The organism is uncultured Marinobacter sp. (assembly GCF_947259545.1).
Lineage (GTDB): Bacteria > Pseudomonadota > Gammaproteobacteria > Pseudomonadales > Oleiphilaceae > Marinobacter.
This window is the reverse complement of the sequence record NZ_CAMYMK010000008.1, coordinates 419,232-436,279: the sequence shown is the minus strand read 5'-3', so window position 1 is coordinate 436,279 and position 17,048 is coordinate 419,232. Positions and strand designations below refer to the sequence as shown.

The window sequence follows — 17,048 nt, the reverse complement described above, 5'->3', positions numbered from 1 at the left end:
ATGGTCTCGTTTTTCCCTGTTCTGATGCCTGACGAGCACCTTTTCTCCATTTTTGCTCGATATCACCAAATTGCAGGCAACGTTACAGTTGATCGCACGAAAGCGCAGCTTGGATTAGCAGCAGGCCCCTTGAAGCCTCAGGACATTTCCAACCAAACCTTTCATACGGCGCTTAAGACTGCCGCGACCTTGCTCATGCAACCTCTGAGCAAGGTCGCTCGGCACCATACGCTCGTTCCACTCCTCAGACTATCACTTCCAGCTAGAGTCCAAGACCAACTCCACACAACGTGGGAAAACGATCAATCTTCCATTCCCGCCCCCAACACCCTCATGAATGACCGAATGCTCACATTCGACAAGTCTTGGAGGTTCTGCAACGAATGCATCAAGACGGACACGCGAGAAGTGGGCTTCGGTTACTGGCACCTAAGTCATCAAATACCATCAATCAGGCAATGCAAAATCCATCAGGTACCGCTACTCAGCTCTGGGTTAAAAACCCTAAACGATTTCCAGCTACCTCGAGATGCTCATAAAAACACTGTCCAAGGCAGTGCCACTTTGATCGAGAATCGCTGGGAGTGCTGGCTAATGGAATTATTCTCGAGCTGCCAGGCGTCTGGCAGCTGGGTCGGCCTTGAGGCTCTCAAAGCAACCTTCGAAAACGTCTGGGGAATGCCTAAAAAGCCTGGATGGGCAAGAACCCGCAGGTACGAGGAAATCGTTGGTTACGTAGAAGACATCGCGGGCATACCGCTACTGGAGACAATTTTTGAATTCTATAAAGGCGACCGACTGACCTACCGGGGTAGAGCGCGACCAAACTTCATTCGAACAACCTTTGGATCAACGGATCCCAAAATCCGGCACCCCATTTATTACCTACTGCCGATCTGGGCTGCGGGCCTATCGCCGTACCCCGTAGAATGGTCTCGCGAGCTTTGACGATATGACCTGCTCAATCCATATCCAGCCGTTGCCAGGAGAGACTGTTTATAGCCTGGTTAGCCGATACCACCTCCTCTCAGGGAACGCGAACGAGTCCGCATCATACTCAGCGCTGTATTCGTCCAATAGGGCCAGGATCAACGCCTATTTACCCTCACAACTACAGAGAACCGGGTATTACTTCGGATTAGCCCCCGAAGCCTTACTCTGGAACCACACGCTATATCCTTTATTTGCGAGCTTCATCGCGCCAAGAAGGGCCCAGGAACTAAAACGTGCGATGTTTCTGAATTTTGGCAGCCATGTGGGCGAAAAGGCGGGGCTCCCTCAGTCGAAGCTCAAGTTCACAACCGGCCATAAGCATTGTCCGATGTGCTTGACCGAAGACTTGAAGCAGATAGGCGTTGGATACTTCCGAAACTGTCATCAACTGCCCGGCGTTAATTCCTGTCCAACCCATGCATCACAATTATTCTGTACAGCCATAAGCGACTTCTCGCTGGATCGTTCACTGGTTCTGCCCCGTTCCGATATGAGCCCACTCCCCGCCGACAAAGCTTCGGTGAATCTTTCCCGTTTCGGAGCTTCCGTGATCCAGCAGCTACAAATTCGGCAAGAGTTCCCCGATTATCGGAGAGCCTATCGAATTCAGCTGAACAAAAAAGGCCTGTTAACCAAAAATCGCAACGTGCGAATCAGGAGGGTGATACCGGCATTGAAAACTCACTGGTCTGCACTGGAAAAGATCTACACCAATCAGTTCGAGTGTCCAGACCAATTACTAACATTCGAGTTCGTAGGCCCCCTTCTGCGCGCAAAGACACATTACCCAACACACCCCATCAAACATCTGCTTTTCGCAGAATGGCTGTTCGATGGGGATGCTAATTTGTTTTGGGACGCCGACGAAGAAGAACAGCTCATCCTCCCTGGCTTTGGAGTGCCAACTGTTGGAAACAGCCGCACCAACAGAGATGATTTTTTCAGCAATCGGGAGACGCGCCGACGCTCCATTCGTGACTATATGGACGGACATCCATTCGCGATCAGGAAGGACATCAAAGCGGCGAGGAATGCGGACTTTTTCTGGCTTTACCACAATGACAGGGATTGGTTAGAGCAGCAGCTGCCGTCACCGATGCCACCGCACCGCCCAGAAATGAACTGGCACGCTGTCGATGACGAAATGTGCAAAATGGTTCATGAACAAACACTTCAACTATCGGAGCCAATATCCGTTTCAGAATTGGACATCATGCTCGGCGGGCATCGCTGGCTCACAAAGTTTCTGGAAAATCTGCCAAGAACTCGCAACCTCATTCGGGACCAGTTGGCGAAAGGAATTATCAAGAAAGTGGGTTAACCGAGATAAAAAACCCGGAGATCAAGCAGTTTGGTGACCTTAAACATCACTTGTTGAAATTATCCCGAAAGTCGGAGAAGATCCAAGCTGCGAGGTTGACGCACGCTGCCCACTTTAGCGAACCCGGACGGGACAACCCTTACCATACTTATCTTACGCTCTGATTTTCTCAGCGAATCATGGCAGTGGGCACCATAGTTTTCGCTAACAGAGGAAATACACATGAGTGTAACGACCGTTGTTTCGTCTAAAACCGTTCAAAAGCTCAAGCAAATAGCCAAGCAATACAAACGTAGCTTGTCGATAACCCACACAGAAGCCTTGGAACTCGCCGCTAAAAAGGCAGGTTTTGCAAACTGGCATCAGGCCACACAGGCTAAAGCAGTGCTGCTGCCCGCCGAGACAGCGCTCGAGACCGGCACAATCATCGGTATGGATATGAAGGATGGAATGGACTATTTCGACTCAGTCACTGAGGACGGAACCTTCATCTACGATGAGCTTATTCCTATGGTGTGCGCCGAATCTTTTCGAAAGATGATGCGGTCCGGCCCTGACCCAGACGATGAACTTGGCCGGCTTCCCTCTGAGACCATGACAGAAGACGAGTTCGAGGAATGGTTTCATACCAACCTTCACGACAACATGTATTTCCGCCTGAGTGAAAAAGTCTCCGTCGAGTCACTGGATCAGGTACTCAAACTACTTGATGAGAGATCGTTCTGGCCTGCATTTTACGTGTGGTTCCAGGGCAAGCTCTACGAGTTTGAGAAAAGCTATGAAGATCCAATTCCTGTTTTTGGAAGCTAAATAGCCCTCCAATGGTTGGCGGCATTTCCCTGCCGCCAAGCTATGAATTCGCAAGGACATCGAAATGGCAATTCCAACCGCCACCTATGCAGAAGCCTATGAAGAACTTTCCTCAACCATTGAATGGATCGAGAGCCTCGGACTGGACCCCAATCGCGGGAGAATCCGGCAATACCACAGAAATCTCGGACATTGGAAAGATAATTACTTGTCAGCCACTGATGAGGACGTTCGAAACGGTTTCGCCGAATTCATCAATGCAATTCAGGATGCAGATGACCTGGTAGCCGTATATCGGAAGTTCCACACCCTGCCACCGAGCCAGCTCCAATCGATCAAAGAGAAGCTCTCCAAGGCGCTCAATGGTCCAGTCAGGAGGCAGGATGAGCAGCCCCGAACCACTATTGCTCGTAACTTTCTATTTGAAGCCCTTGTTGCAGCCCGGCTGCATCACCCTGGACGAGGCGTGACTGCAATGCTCGATGCCAAAACCGATACAGGTTTTAAGGCAGCAAATTACAAGGTCTGGATCGAATGTAAAAGAATCACCAGTTTCGACAAACTCGAGGCAAACATTCGGGATGCCTCCAAGCAGCTGGAAAAGGCTTTCAAACGAAACCCCGGCAGCGCTCACAAGGGACTGGTGGCCATCGATATTTCGAAACTTGCGAATGATGGAAGCAAAATCTTAGTCAAGCCTGATGAAAACACTCTACGTGCTGATATGGCACGTTATATCGAGTACTTCATCGAACAGCAAAGGCACCAATGGGAGAAAGTGTACAGAAAGCGAGACAAAAAGATTATGGGAACACTGGTTCGGCTCTCAACAATGTCAAGCGTCGAAGAACAAAACCTGCCAACGGTTGCTACTGAGTGGGTTGTGAACCCCAGGGACCGTTTACCCGAAGCAGATCAAAACTTTCTTCAGCAACTTGCGTCAGCGCTGGACTCTAAATAACCCTCTTAAGCTCACAGCGCTCGACTTGCACAAAGGGCACCTTGCAAGCCCCCCTCTGCCCTCCAGATTTGCTACCATCTCCCACAAGAAAAACACAGATTGAGAGCACACCAAACCTATCGCTCTCTCCTCCGATTCGAGCAGTAACGGATTTTTCAGCACCCATGACACTGATCAACCTAAAGGATCTCGAAGCCCACCTTTGGCACGCCGCGCACATCATCACCGGACCCATCGACGCTTCTGACTACAAGACCTACATCTTCCCGATTCTGTTCTTCAAACGGATCTGTGACGTCTACGACGAAGAGTTCGCCGACGCCATGGAAAAGGTTGGAGACAGAGACCTGGCCGCCCAGAGCATGTTCCACCGCATTCAGATTCCACCTGAGTGCCACTGGCAGCATGTATTTGAGCAGACCAAAGACATCGGTCAGGCGCTCAAGGACGCCTTTCGCGGGATTGAGCTGGCGAACGACAAGCTCCATGGGATATTCGGGGATGCGAGCTGGACCAACAAAGACCGCTTGCCAGATGAATTGCTGGCCTCGCTGCTGAACCACTTCAACCAGGTTAATCTTGGTGTCCGCAGCGTACGTGATGACGACATGGGGCGCGCATACGAATACCTGATTAAGCGGTTTGCCGACAAAGCCAACAAGAAAGCTGGGGAGTTCTATACGCCACGGACCATCGTCAGGCTAATGGTGAACATCCTTGATCCCGAGGCAGGAGAGAGTGTTTACGATCCAGCTTGTGGCACAGGGGGCATGCTACTCGAAACCATTCACCACGTCCGTGAGAATGGCGGAGACCCGCGTTTGCTCAGGATTAAGGGACAGGAGAAAAACCTGACCACCGAGGCCATCGCGAGGATGAACCTGTTCCTACACGGACAGGAAGACTTCGAAATCGTGCGAGGCGATACACTGCGGCAGCCCAAATTCTTGATTAATGACCGTCTCGAAGCATTTGACTGTGTGATCGCCAACCCACCATTTAGCCTCAAGGAGTGGGGACAGAACCTTTGGTCGAGCGACCCTTACGACAGGAATCGATACGGGCTGGCTCCGAAAACCAATGGCGATTTTGCCTGGGTTCAGCACATGTTTGCTTCCCTCAACAACCAAGGTCGCATGGCCGTTGTCCTCCCCCATGGAGTTTTGTTCCGAGGGGGAGCAGAAGGAAAAATCCGAACGAAACTTCTACAACAAAACAGAATCGAGGCCATTATCGGCGTTGCGCCTAACCTATTCTACGGCACCGGTATACCCGCCTGCATTCTCGTTCTGCGCAAACAGCGCCCAGCCGATCATCAAGACCATGTGCTGATCATTAATGCTGAGGAGATTTTCACCAAGGGCCGAGCACAGAACACCTTATCAAACGCTCAAGCCGACCAAATTTTTGAGATCTATAGCGATCAGGAGGCCTCTGGCCCTGCTGGGGAGCCAATTGAAGGCAAAGCTCGCTGGGTTCCTCTGTCTGAGATTGCCGAGAACGATTTTAATCTGAACATAGCGCGATATGTTCAAAAGCCTCTTGAGGAAGAGTCAGTCTCTGTCGAGGAAGCTCTAAAAGATTTTCAGGAAAAACTGACTGCCTTGGAAAAAGCAGAACAAGAACTTGAGGAACTGTTAATACAGGAGGGCTTTGAACTATGAACAAACGACAGTTGGAGGACCTTCTCTGGGGTGCTGCGGAGTTTTTACGTGGCCAGATCGATGCCTCAGACTACAAACAGTACATTTTCCCTCTGCTTTTCTATAAGCGCCTATCCGACGTCTACTTGGATGAGTACACAGAAGCACTGGAACTGAGCGATGGCGATGCTCACTACGCCACAATGTCCATGTTCCACCGGTTTGATATTCCGGAAGAGGCCAGATGGGAAAAGGTCCGTAATACCAGCAAGAACATTGGTGAGGCGATCCAGAATGCCCTCAGACTCATCGAAGCCAAGAACGAGAGACTGCATGGTGTATTCGGTGATGCCCAATGGACAAACAAGGAGCGCCTGCCCGACCACCTTCTCGCGGATCTAATCCAGCACTTCAGCAAAATTCCGCTGGGAATCAAATCGGTCAATCAGGACGACCTGGGTGAAGCCTATGAATACCTCATTAAGAAATTTGCAGATGACTCCGGCCACACTGCTGCCGAATTCTACACGAACCGAACCGTAGTCCACCTGATGACGAGGATAATGGGCCTGAAACCCGGAGAGACCGCATACGACCCGACCTGTGGTACGGGAGGCATGCTGTTAAACGCAGTTATGGACCTTCGAAGCCAGGGTGAAGAATGGCGATCAGTAAAACTCTACGGCCAGGAAGTAAACCTGCTCACCTCCGCCATTGCTCGCATGAACATGTTCCTGCACGACATTGAGGAATTTGACGTTCTACGCGGTGACACTCTCGGTGATCCTAAGTTTGTTGAGAACGATCAGCTCAAGCAGTTTGATGTTATTTTTGCCAACCCTCCCTACTCCATCAAAAAGTGGAATCGCGACAAGTTTGCCGCAGACCCGTATGGCCGTAATCTCTATGGAGTGCCTCCACAGGGCTGCGCCGACTACGCGTTTTTCACCCATATCATCAAGAGCCTGAAACCTGACACCGGACGTGCCGCCATGCTTTGGCCTCATGGCGTATTGTTCAGGGACTCTGAGCAAAACATACGCAAACAGATTATTGAATCGGACATTATCGAGGCAGTGATCGGCTTAGGACCCAACCTCTTCTACAATTCGCCGATGGAATCGTGCGTGGTAGTACTTAACCATAAAAAGACATCTACCAGGAAAGGTAAAATTCTATTTATTGATGGTGTTAAAGAGGTGACAAGAGAAAGGGCGCACAGCCGACTCTCTAATCAAAACTTAAACACGCTTATAGAAGCATTCAATAATCCTGAAAATGCTTCAGAAATAGCTAGTCTCACCGACATAGATACTATAAAAGAGAATCAATTTAACCTTTCTATTCCACTATACATCGAGAGTCCAGAACACCAGCAGCACGATGGAATCGAGCTTGCGATTGAGGAATGGAATATTAGTCGGGTAAAACTAAAAAACAAAAGCAATAGATTATTTGAAGGTCTTTCAAGATTGGGGTTTGAGGTTAAAAATGACCAATGAAAGCGAAACCATATATTTTGGTGACATCTCTTGTGAAGTTAAGAAATCTTCCAAGGACCCAATTTCGGACGGCTACGAGTTCTACGTTGGCCTAGAGCATCTTGACTCTGAATCATTAACAATAAAAAGGTGGGGATCACTGGTAGACGACAAACCGTCTTTTACAAAGGTTTTCAAGAAAGGACAAATTCTTTTTGGGAGAAGAAGGGCATACCTAAAGAAGGCAGCTATTGCACACTTTGATGGCGTTTGCTCCGGCGACATTATTGTTATCGATGCCAAAGAAGATAGCGACTACAAAATAATTCTGCCCTACTTAATTCAGTCAGAGAAATTCTGGCGCTGGGCCGTAAAGAATTCGGCAGGAGGCCTTTCTCCTCGAACGAAATTCAAGAATCTTGCCGAATTCTCTTTTTCGCCAAAAAATAAAGAGCAAATTTTAAGCTTCGAGAGGGCATTCAAAGCGCTGGAAGTTTCAGATTCAAGACTACACGAAGCAAGGGATAAACTTGATCAACTCCAGAACGTCCTGATCAGTGGTCTCACCAGGATCGGCTATAAAAAAGAACCTATGAAAACCACCGCAATTGGTCGAATTCCAACCTCCTGGCAGGCCATTAGTTTTGGGAGCCTTCTACTCGCCGACACCAAAAATGGTTTATATAAGCCGCAAGAGCACTATGGATCTGGACCCAAAATGGTCCACATGGGCGATATTTTTCATTCACTAGAGATTACGGATGAAGATATCGAGCAGAGCGTCAACGTAAGTGACAAAGAGATCGCAAATTTTGGTCTCCTTGACGGAGATCTTCTGTTTGCACGCCGCTCCCTGGTAAAGGAAGGCGCAGGACTTTGCTGCATTTATCGTGGAAAAGATAATTTTGCGACTTTCGAATCTTCTATAATTCGAGCGAGACTGGACAAAAATAGGGCAAACCCGGATTATTTTAACTATTTTTTCCGCAGCGTTTATGGACGTTGGATCATGGAAAGAATCATTCAGACCGTTGCAGCCTCGGGAATCACAAGCAATGACCTGAAAAAATTGATTATTCCTGTTCCGACTAAGTGCGAACAAGACGAAATTGCCAAAACACTAAAACAAGCTCAGGAAACTTCAGAGTCATTGAGAATTAACCATAAAAAGAAAGAAAAAGTTTTGAAGAATTTGATAAATAAAATTGTTGAATAGAAGGTTCTACATGTTTAACGAGCAGAGTGTCACGGAAAATGGAATTGTGGACCGCTTAAAAGAGCTGAGCGAAGTAAATTGGAGTTACTGCCACGGTGAAAGTCTGCCGAAAAAAGCGCAGGATATTTTTGTTGATGAGTGGCTCAAAGATGCGCTTTGTTCGTTGAATCCCGATATTGCTCGGCAATCTGATTACGCCGATGAAGTGATTTACAAGCTACGCGGCGTTGTGCTTGAAGCCCGCCACACCGGTTTAGTAAAGGCCAACGAAAACTTCCAAGAATGGTTGATGGCTGAGAAGACTTTGCCCTTCGGCGAAAATGGCGACCACATCACCATAAACCTGATCGATTTCGACAACATAGAAAACAATCATTTTGTTGTGGCACAGCAGGTCCACTATATCGCCGCCTCGGAAGTGTTTTTCGATATCGTGCTCTACATTAACGGAATTCCGTTGGTGGTGGGTGAAGTCAAAACCGCAACACGCCCAAGCGTAACCTGGCAGGATGGCGCTGCTGACTTCATTGGTGGAAGCAAAGATTACTGGAAGAATGCGGAACCCTTTTTCGTTCCAAACCTGTTGTGCTTCGCCTCCGAAGGTCGGACCTTTGCATATGGTGCGATAAACGCTGGTCCCAAGGACTGGGGTCCCTGGCATACCACAGAACAGGAAGATGAGCAGCTCACCGGAATGGCCTCAGTACTTTCCAGTGTTGAGGGATTACTGAACCCTCAAACGCTGCTCCAGATTCTCGAATCTTTCGCTCTGTTTTCAACCATCAAGACCGGCAAAAAAACGCCACCCAAACGCATCAAGCTGCTTCCTCGTTACCCTCAATTTGAAGCAGCCAAGCAAATCGTTGATCGCGTCAAAAGCGGTTACCCAAAAAAGGGTCTCATCTGGCACTTCCAGGGCTCTGGTAAGTCTCTACTGATGCTTTACGCGGCTCGCATGCTGCGAGCCGACAATCGCCTCAAAAACCCCACCGTTCTGGTGGTGGTGGATCGGCGAGATCTCGATAGTCAGATTAACGAAACCTTTGGCGGTGCAGACGTTAAGAACCTTGTTAAAGTGCAAAGCTGCAAGAAACTGGGCGAACACATTGAGCAGGACAGTCGGGGAATTCTGATAACCACCATCTTCAAATTCCAGGATGTCGAGATCGATGAGAATAATTCCAAAGGCCTGAATGATAGGGACAACATCATTGTGCTGGTGGACGAAGCGCACCGCACGCAAGAGGGCTCCCTTGGTGACAAGATGCGCTGGGCTCTGCCGAATGCACACTTCTATGGCCTGACAGGTACGCCGATTTCAAGCATCGAGCGGAACACCTTCAAGCTGTTTGGTGCGAACGAAGATCCTGGCAGGTACATGAACCGCTACAGCTACAAGCAGTCCATCCGCGACGGGGCTACCGTACCGGTAAAATTCGAACCGCGCTTGGCGGAACTTCGCGTCGACAGAGCCTCTATTGACAAAGAGTTTGAGCGACTAGCTGAAGAACACGGTTTGGACAACGACGAAAAAACGGCACTGTCCACGCGGGCGGGCAAGCTGGCAGTCATGTTGAAAGCCCCGAAGCGCATGGAAGCGATAAGCGACGATATCGTTGAGCACTTCACCAGCCACGTGAAGCCAAAAAAACTGAAAGGCATGGTGGTTGTTTACGACCGGGATGCCTGTGTCCAGATGTATTACCTACTTGGCCAAAAGCTTGGTTTCGACGCCGTCGAAGTGGTCATGAATGTTGATCAAGCTCCGATTAAAGCACAAGGCGGTGGCAAAGACGGAAAGGAAAACAGGGACTGGCGCAAATGGAACAAAGAACTGGAACTGCCGATAACGGAGGAGGACTTTCAGCTTTGGCAGGAGATTGATGGAGATGACCAACTACAAAAAGACCTGATTGAGTCCTACAAAGATCCTGAGAACCCTCTTCAGCTTCTCATTGTTACCGCAAAACTCCTCACCGGTTTTGATGCTCCAATTTGCTACTGCATGTACCTGGACAAACCGCTTCGAGACCACACCCTTCTCCAGGCCATGTGCCGTACTAACCGTCTCTACGAAGCGAACGGTATGCGCAAGGAAATGGGCCTGATCATCGACTACCTTGGCGTGTTCGAGAACCTTCGAACCGCACTCGCTTACAACCCCGACGAGATCGAGGGCGTTGTCGAAGGCATCGAACGCTTCAAGGAAATGCTTCCAGAACAGCTGAAAAAGTGCCTGGCATTTTTCCCTGGAGTGGATCGATCCCTTGAAGGCTTTGAGGGAATCATCGCGGCCCAGGAATGCCTGCCAACCAATGAGAAACGAGACGAATTTGCCGCAGCGTTCGGCGTCCTCAGCAAACTCTGGTCTGCGATCAATCCAGACCCTTTCCTCACGCCCTACCGCAACGATTACAAATGGCTTGCTCAAATCTATGAGAGCGTTCGCCCCATTGGACAAACTGGCGCTCTAGTCTGGGCCGCGCTCGGGCCCGAAACCATCAAAATGATCCACGAGAACACCGATATCAACCGCATTCGCAATGATATCGATGAACTTGTGATGGATGAGCACGCTATTTTCACGCTCACAGAGAAGGAACAAGAGAAGCGCGCACGCAGGCTCGAGATTGATTTAATGGGACGACTTCGCGGTAGCGGAAACCCAGAATTCGTCGCGCTCGGCGAGCGCCTAGAGAAGCTCAGGCAGCAGTACGAGGCTGGAGTCATTAAGGCCATCGATTGGCTCAAAGGCCTGCTTGATACCGCCAAGGAAACCGTTGAACTTGAGAAGCAGACTGGAGAGCGCACGGTCACGGAGGAAGACAATGTACAGGCGCTCACCAAGCTTTTCATGGAGACAAGGCCTGATCGAACTCCGAAGGTCATTCAGGATGTTGTCGAGCAGATCGACAAGATCGTCAAAGCGACCCGATTCGATGGTTGGCAGAACTCTGCGAGCGGACCGAGGGAGATCCAGAAAGCTTTGATGTTGACGCTGGTTCAGTTTGGACTGGGGAAGGACAAAGAGCTTTTCAATAAGGCCTATGAATATATCAAAGGCCACTACTGAAGCTTTCGAGCGATTGGTTCTTCCCAGTTATACGTCAAAAAATATTTTGACGTATAACTGGGAAGAAGACACCTTCTAACTGAATTGTATAGTCAGGCTTTGAGTCGTGCGAAAGATAGAAAATATTCCCAAAACGTGCTCTCGGAGGGTCAGTCTTCATCCGACTTATGAGCCGAATCCGGCTTCTCGGGCAACAGAGAACCATCGCCATCTGGCGGCCTATGAATACGATCTGTTAGATAGTGCAAGCCAAGTAACGTAGTGACCATTAGATTGGAGATTAAGAAAATGTAGACGAACGTAAACCCTGGCTTGGTCCACGTAATCATTTGTTTTGGCAAAAGAGACGCCAGATTGTTATGCAGCACGCTGATTGACATCCCAATCAAAAATAAAAAAAGACTGAGGAAAGCCAGATAACCAAAGAGATAAGACAAGAACCGTCTTCGGTTAATTGGAATTAGCTTTCTTTGCCCTTTTCTTTCTACCCTGATCTGGACCGGATCTCCGGCAAACGGTTGATCAAGAACTTTTGATGGAAAGGTTGCCACGGCTGCCAGGGCGGCAATGTAAAACCCAATTAGCATTTGAAGTAGCTGTGTCACATGGGCAACTAAGCCGGTCTCTCCGAAAAGGTTCACCCTGCCAGGCAAAAGCATCAAAAGAGTGAACACCAAAGCGGTTATGACCAAAGGGATGTACCAATCAAACCAGGGTTTGATTGGATTCCTGATCCTTAAATAGGCTAGTGGAGTAAAGAGCTGCCGAAGACCAGGAACCATAATCCTATTCCAAAAGCCCGAGAATTTTTGCAGCGTAGGAACTTACGATTTTGTCACTGCATTGCGACAAGCCAGGGGCGTGCTCTATGTATTCAACGCGCCCCACGAGTGCATCCTTAACATCGTCTGTATCTGTGCCCATCACAGCGGTTTTCCTCTTCCCGCCATTTTTCTTGTAACGAATTTTAAGATCATCAAAACCTTCACTTCTGGCTTTCTTACGCAGCTTCTCGATAAAAGTTGGCTTCTCGCCATTTCCATCCACGACCTTGAGCTTGAGAGTTCTGACGTCCTCTTTGTAATAGTGCTCTTCATCGAAGTGACTGATCTTTATACGCTCTACCAGTTCTATGCTATCGACTGTTGAACCCTCCAACTCCTCTTGGAAGGTCTTACTTGGCGTCGCGAGTATTCGTACCCGAGGGCGGTATGCACGACTTCGGCCATTCTCCTCCTCATCATCGAAGTGCAACCTTCCCTTCGTGACCGCGCGGAACATGGTTTGGAAAAATCCCTCCAAACCTGACCTGCCAAGGCCAGGCACTTCCTCCAACAAAAACAAAAATTCGTTACCTCCATTTTCTGTTGGCGAAAGGCTTAAAACTGCATGTGCGGAAACAGCGATGCCCTCGCCGTCGAGCTTGGGCTCAGGACGAAGGTCTGTTGTTGTCAGCTTGCTGAAAACGGGGTCGCTAGCTTTCGAATTGGAGTACATCAGCAAAAACACGGCCGAATTATTCTCTTCGTTTACCCTTAAGTCACGAATTCGAAAACAAGCTTCGTCATTCTCAACCATCTTAAACGCGCCGCCGGAGTCAACGAGTTTCTTAAGCTCGTCTATACATTCATTCAAATTAATCTGCGGCGCATGAGAAGGTGAACTATCAAGAATGAAACGGTGGAAGTAAATCCAGCGCTCATAGGGATTTAGCATTTGGAGCCATCCATTTTAGTAATTTTCTTTTCGTTTACTGAAGCTACCACACGGGCTAAGACCTTCGAAAGTCGCAAGGTCCCTGAGCCCGAAGGTAAATCCTCTCAGCCAAAATCTATGTTTCTGACCGAGCTGAACTTGGACCTTAATCTTCGTCGCCAAGTCAGTTTTTCTAAAAGCCATTTTTCGACAACTCGATGTATCGACAAAATGCATTAGCCAGCTGCATCTGCCTCGGTGTTTTGCACTCCGCCTCGAAAACGGCGGGTGAGGCAACCAGTATCGCCAAACATTTGGCTCTTGAAATAGCGACATTGAGCCGGTTAGGACTGTAAAGAAACTCCATTCCTCTTGGCGCGTCGGCATGGCTGGAGGTTGCCATTGAAAAAATCGTGATGGGGGCCTCCTGACCCTGAAATTTATCGACTGTACCGACCCTTGCATCGGGCAACCTCTGATGAATCTCAAATACTTGGGCGTTGTAAGGCGCGATAATCAGGATATCGGCCAGAGTTAATGCGTGTTCACACCCTTCGCCATCAATCCAGGTCGTATTGCTGTTCAAGATCTCGTTGACGATTCGTAAGACCTCGTCCGCCTCCTCTGTAGAACTGCTTGTGTTGCCGCTATGCTTCACTGGCAGGTAACGCAAGCCGGTACCAGATAAAGCGCCATCAGATTTGATCTCATGATTTGCGGCCTTCGGAATGGAGGTGAGTTTACTCTCGTAGAACAGTTCTGAATTGAAGCGACAGATTTCTGGATGAAGGCGGTAAGTAATTCCAAGAAACAGACCTTGATCGTCAGAAATGGTCTGGTGCCCTTCTAATAGGTGATCCAGAGCAGAGCAATCCGTTCCATCAGGGTGTGAACCTTGAGTCGGCTGCTCAAGCTGTTGAGGGTCACCCAGCAGAATCAAGCTTTTAGCACAACCAGATACTGCTACCACGTTTGCGAGAGACATTTGGGCGGCCTCATCGACGATAAGAACATCAAGAACACCTTGTGCTTCTTCTGACGCCCAAAAAAAACTTGTGGCTCCTGCAACCTGGGCGCGACCGTCAGTCAGTGCTCCCAATACTTCTTCAGATTTTTTTTCGAAAATGAGGCTCGGAAGGTCTAGTTCATCACTATCCCTCTCCGGTTTTTGGATACAGGTGAGGTCTAAGTTATTTTCAGTGGCAACCTTGATCGTTTTATCAAGAAGATTGCGGATAACCCTGTGACTGTTTGCGGTGATCCCGACTAGTTTTCCTCGTTCAACAAGATCGCAAATGACGTGTGCTCCAGTGAAGGATTTTCCTGTTCCTGGAGGCCCCTGAACTGGCAGTACATCACCGTCCAGCCTTGGTACGACTCTGAGTGCCGACTCAAGAGCCGTCTCATTCGGTAGTCTCAACGCTATCTCACCTGGGTCGATTTTAGCCCTCAGCAACAGATAGCGACCAGCCATAAAAGGCCCATCTCCCTCGAAACCATTGTCAGCGACGTACTCACCCAATCTAAACAAAGCGTTTTTTTGAGGGTTACTAGGGATGTGCGTATGTTTAAAAACAGCTTTTGGATGGTCGTTCGCAGTGGCTTTCATCTTTTTGATATCTATCGTCGCGTCGCCCATGGACACGTTTTCAGCTGATCCGAGATTTCCCCCTCCTACCTGCTTTAATGTATCGCCTGTTCGAACTTCACTATCTTGGGGTACGAATCGATACCGATCAGTTGGAATACCTGTTTTGGAATGGCCAACTGTCTCAAGAAATTCTAATCCCGAAATAGCTGTACGCTCGGTTAAAAGTTCGTCTGGCTGAAGGTCGCACAAACGGAAATACTCCCACCAAAAGGACTTATCTTCACGGCGATGCCACTCTAGCAAATGAGCCAGAATCCAGCGTCCGTGCTGTTCGGGAGTACGCTCGTCTTCGGCTACCGGAACCCCATCAATCAGACGGTCAACCAGTGCCTGAATGCGCTGCGCCTGCTCGTCGGCCTCTTCCCTGGGCTCAGCTCCTGGCTCGGGCCTCTCAATAGAGTGTCCTTCGCTGATTAGTTCATCCCGTAACCTTTCGAGCCAATCTCTCAGAGTAGCGGTCGAGTAGCAGTCATCTGCGTTGTAGGCCTCAACAACGAATTTTGTCTTCTCGGTGACCGAATCGAAGTCATCCAGTTCAATGTGCGATGAAAGCTGAGTGAGTGCCACGTTGGCATCATGAAGCGAAACCTTGCGCTCAAATTTGAAGAACGGCTCCAGCTTTTTCAGGGAGTAGCTTTCCACGCTGGCGCGCAACCCGTTTCGGACGACACTCAACAGGTCGACAAACACCAAGCCTCGAAGCAAGTTGTCCATCTCGTTTTCGCGCGTGGCGTATCGTCCCATGAGCCGTTTCAGCGCTGCTGGTTCGTATGGAGCAAAATGATAGACATGCATGTCCGGGTATTGCTGACGACGCTCTGTTAGAAAGTCGATGAAACCCTCAAAGGAAGCTTTCTCTTCGCCTGGCCCAAAGGCCCATTCAGCCTTGTATTCGATCTCGCCGCTCTTGTTCTTAAAGACATATCCAAACAAGTACTCCAGGCCGTGCTCTCCGACGAACTGGTCGCTTTCAATATCAAAGAACACGTCGCCTTCTGAGGGCTCTGGTAATGCCCCAAATCCAGCACCTGGAATCGGATCGAGAAACTCATGTTCGAGTTCACCACTCTCCCGGGCGACAACCTGAATCCGAGCTTGGGCTCGGGCTTTCTCCAAAGAAGGTTTTGTGCCTCGTTTTGGCTCAAACGGGATTGGTGTTGGAAGGTCTGCCAGGTCTTTCATAGTGGCAATGCCGTTGGCATTCAGCTCAACGATTTGTGCTTTGCTGATGTTGGCAACTAAACAGAGATGGTCGTCATCTCGCCGTCTCTGGTCACACTGGGTTTGCCAGCGGCAAATGTCACAGTGCGATTTCGGGTCCGGATAGGTTTCGCCGGGCTCGTCAGTAGTGATGTCTGTTTCGGCTGCTTTCCGAACCTGCCGGAAATAAGCCGCATAGTCCGCGAACCGATATCTTTGCGGTTCGTAGTCACTCCATGGCGCAACTACAAATATAAATTCGGGATCGACTTCTTGAACGCTCGCCAGAAGATCGGCGTAGAGGCAGAGCTGAAGAACGGTTCCACCCTTGGTCTCTCGCGCTAATTTTGTATCAATAATTTCATACGACCAGTCACCCAGCGCACTGGGCTTTTCTACTCGTTTCAGAAAGTCGGCCCTTCCACTCCAGCTCCCGTTTCTGAGAGCGGCCTGAGCAATGATTGGCGCACCAGCTCTCATTGCCTCAACGGTTTGATCGATGCTTTGTTCGTTTACTTCGACCCCTTCGATGGCAGTGACATCCAGTCCCGAAGATTTTAAGTGCTCAAGGTAACCCTGCTCGTGCCGCTGTCCGCGCTCACGCAAAATTTCCAGGAGGGGATCGTAGTGATCCGGCTTTTCACGCTCTCCTTGAGCCACCTGCTTTTCAAGGGCGACCAAATGGTTACAGGCGCTATGGGCGACTAGGTCCGTCGCAGTGAGTTGGAAATGACCATCCAGGTGCCTCATTGGGTGCAACCTCCTTGTGTGCAAGGATTAAGAATGCAAGAACTGTCAGGCATGGTGCTTGGCGAAAACTTGAGCGCCATTTCATTTTTTTCAGCATTCTAAATATGCCAATTTAGACGACATTCTGCCAATAGACCAGGTAGGATGGTAAGTCTATGAAGTGAAAAATACTTTTCCCTTTTGAAGGACCTATCGTTTGGCTATAAGTTATCGTCGTTTGCTTGCTTGCGACTTGGATCGGAGCGCAGCCCGAC

General features: G+C 49.2%; 11 protein-coding genes. 8 read left to right on the top strand and 3 right to left on the bottom strand.

The annotated features are described in order from the left end of the window. The 8 genes from Q0Y21_RS18495 to Q0Y21_RS13665 all read left to right on the top strand — a co-directional run bounded on the left by Q0Y21_RS18495 (nt 1) and on the right by Q0Y21_RS13665 (nt 11,498). Entirely contained in the window at nt 1-948 is a 948-nt protein-coding gene (locus Q0Y21_RS18495) for a TniQ family protein (protein WP_366517685.1), read from the top strand. A gap of 4 nt (nt 949-952) precedes the next feature. After that, nucleotides 953-2,314: a TnsD family Tn7-like transposition protein gene (locus Q0Y21_RS13695; RefSeq protein WP_297796539.1), complete on the top strand. Its 1,362-nt coding sequence runs from the start codon at nt 953-955 to the stop codon at nt 2,312-2,314. Nucleotides 2,315-2,536: 222 nt separating this feature from the next. Then, the gene (locus Q0Y21_RS13690) at nt 2,537-3,124 is read left to right on the top strand and encodes a plasmid-related protein (protein ID WP_297796536.1); all 588 of its coding nucleotides are present in this window, start codon (nt 2,537-2,539) and stop codon (nt 3,122-3,124) included. 64 nt (nt 3,125-3,188) lie between these two features. Continuing rightward, complete coding sequence (locus Q0Y21_RS13685) at nt 3,189-4,085, top strand: hypothetical protein (protein WP_297796534.1); 897 nt, start codon at nt 3,189-3,191, stop codon at nt 4,083-4,085. 164 nt (nt 4,086-4,249) lie between these two features. Next, nucleotides 4,250-5,749, top strand: a complete 1,500-nt coding sequence (locus Q0Y21_RS13680) for a class I SAM-dependent DNA methyltransferase (protein WP_297796531.1) — start codon at nt 4,250-4,252, stop codon at nt 5,747-5,749. Continuing rightward, nucleotides 5,746-7,230, top strand: a complete 1,485-nt coding sequence (locus tag Q0Y21_RS13675; protein ID WP_297796529.1) for a class I SAM-dependent DNA methyltransferase — start codon at nt 5,746-5,748, stop codon at nt 7,228-7,230. The genes Q0Y21_RS13680 and Q0Y21_RS13675 overlap by 4 nt, the downstream gene beginning before the upstream one ends. Next, complete coding sequence (locus Q0Y21_RS13670; RefSeq protein WP_297796526.1) at nt 7,220-8,425, top strand: restriction endonuclease subunit S; 1,206 nt, start codon at nt 7,220-7,222, stop codon at nt 8,423-8,425. The genes Q0Y21_RS13675 and Q0Y21_RS13670 overlap by 11 nt, the downstream gene beginning before the upstream one ends. A 10-nt stretch (nt 8,426-8,435) precedes the next feature. Continuing rightward, entirely contained in the window at nt 8,436-11,498 is a 3,063-nt protein-coding gene (locus Q0Y21_RS13665; RefSeq protein ID WP_297796522.1) for a type I restriction endonuclease subunit R, read from the top strand. A gap of 149 nt (nt 11,499-11,647) precedes the next feature. On the opposite strand, the gene Q0Y21_RS13660 is transcribed toward Q0Y21_RS13665, so the two are convergent. The 3 genes from Q0Y21_RS13660 to Q0Y21_RS13650 form a co-directional block, all read right to left on the bottom strand. Further along, the gene (locus Q0Y21_RS13660) at nt 11,648-12,280 is read right to left on the bottom strand and encodes a hypothetical protein (protein WP_297796521.1); all 633 of its coding nucleotides are present in this window, start codon (nt 12,278-12,280) and stop codon (nt 11,648-11,650) included. Between the two features lie 4 nt (nt 12,281-12,284). Then, complete coding sequence (locus Q0Y21_RS13655) at nt 12,285-13,214, bottom strand: hypothetical protein (RefSeq protein ID WP_297796519.1); 930 nt, start codon at nt 13,212-13,214, stop codon at nt 12,285-12,287. Between the two features lie 172 nt (nt 13,215-13,386). Beyond that, nucleotides 13,387-16,794 (bottom strand): TM0106 family RecB-like putative nuclease, encoded by a 3,408-nt coding sequence (locus Q0Y21_RS13650; protein ID WP_297796517.1) that lies wholly within the window; start codon nt 16,792-16,794, stop codon nt 13,387-13,389. Between the last annotated feature and the right edge of the window lie 254 nt (nt 16,795-17,048).